At 43.1% G+C, this 1,245-nt stretch carries 1 protein-coding gene; it reads left to right on the top strand.

What is annotated here, in order from left to right:
* Positions 1 to 21 precede the first annotated feature (21 nt).
* A protein-coding gene (locus R7P64_RS24125) for an IS3 family transposase (RefSeq protein WP_151514398.1) occupies positions 22 to 1,226 on the top strand; the annotation gives its coding sequence in 2 pieces (ribosomal slippage) (positions 22 to 373 and positions 373 to 1,226; 1,206 coding nt in all).
* Positions 1,227 to 1,245: the final 19 nt, after the last annotated feature.

Raw genomic sequence — 1,245 nt, 5'->3', positions numbered from 1 at the left:
CCCCCAAAATTGGAGAGTGTTATGAAATCAACAACTAAAAGAACTCAGCGCGATTACTCCCTCGCTTTTAAACTCACTGTAGTTGATGAGGTTGAAAAAGGAAGCCTCACTTACAAACAAGCCCAAGAGAAGTATGGCATCCAAGGTTGCTCTACGGTTTTGGTTTGGCTTCGTAAGCATGGTCGACTAGATTGGTCTAAAGGGACACCTAACTTTATGTCCAAAGGAGACTCTATGGCCGAGTTCAATTCACCTCCTACACCAGAGCAACGTATTAAAGAGCTTGAGAAGCAGCTCGAAGATGCTCAACTCAAAGCCGACTTCTTTGAAGCTGTCGTGAACGTTATGGAACGTGACTATGGTGTTAGAGTGACAAAAAAGCACAAAGAAGCGTTGTCCAAGAGAAAACCATAGTAGGTTTGAGCGTTACGAAGTTTTGTCAGTTAGTACAAATCTCTCGCCAAGCTTATTATAAGCAATGCCAAACTCAATCTCGTTGTGAACATCATGAGCATGCTGTCATTGGCTTTGTCCGTGAAGTCAGGCTGAAGCAGCCACGCATTGGCACGCGTAAACTGAAGTTCTTAGCAGCAACAAAGGGCATTCAAATAGGTCGCGATAAGCTCTTTGAACTTCTCAGAAAGCATCGGCTGTTAGTGAGAGCAAGACGAGCCTATCACCGAACGACTGACAGCCGTCATCGATTTTTCTGTCACCCAAACAAAGTGAAAGATGGGCTGACACCAACGAAGCCAGAACAACTGTGGGTTGCTGATATTACTTACTTGCCAACTCAAAATGGAGAGAGTTATCTCAGCTTGGTTACAGACGCTTATTCAAGGAAGATTGTTGGTTTTTATGTGGATGACAACATGAAAACTCAATCAGTTAAGCGGGCATTTATCTCAGCTCTCAGGCAACGGCAGAGTGAAGAAAAGCTAATACACCACTCAGATAGAGGCTCACAATACTGTTCGAAGGAATATCAAGATATCCATAAGAAACATAGAGTGACTTGCTCAATGACAGACGGGTATGACTGTTATCAGAATGCTTTAGCTGAGCGTGTAAATGGGATACTCAAAATGGAGCTCTTGCTGAAGAAACCGAAAGATCTGAAAGAAGCAAGGACGATGGTAGCAGAGTCCGTAGATATCTATAATCAAATGAGGCCTCATACGGCTTTAAAATACAAAACGCCCGATGAAGTACATCGAGCGTTTTAGTTAAAAAGTGTCAACCCAT

This window comes from Vibrio sp. 2304 (assembly GCF_033339475.1).
GTDB classification, from domain to species: Bacteria; Pseudomonadota; Gammaproteobacteria; order Enterobacterales; family Vibrionaceae; genus Vibrio; species Vibrio alginolyticus.
The sequence above is the reverse complement of the archived record's forward strand: the minus strand, read 5'-3'. Positions and strand labels throughout refer to the sequence as shown.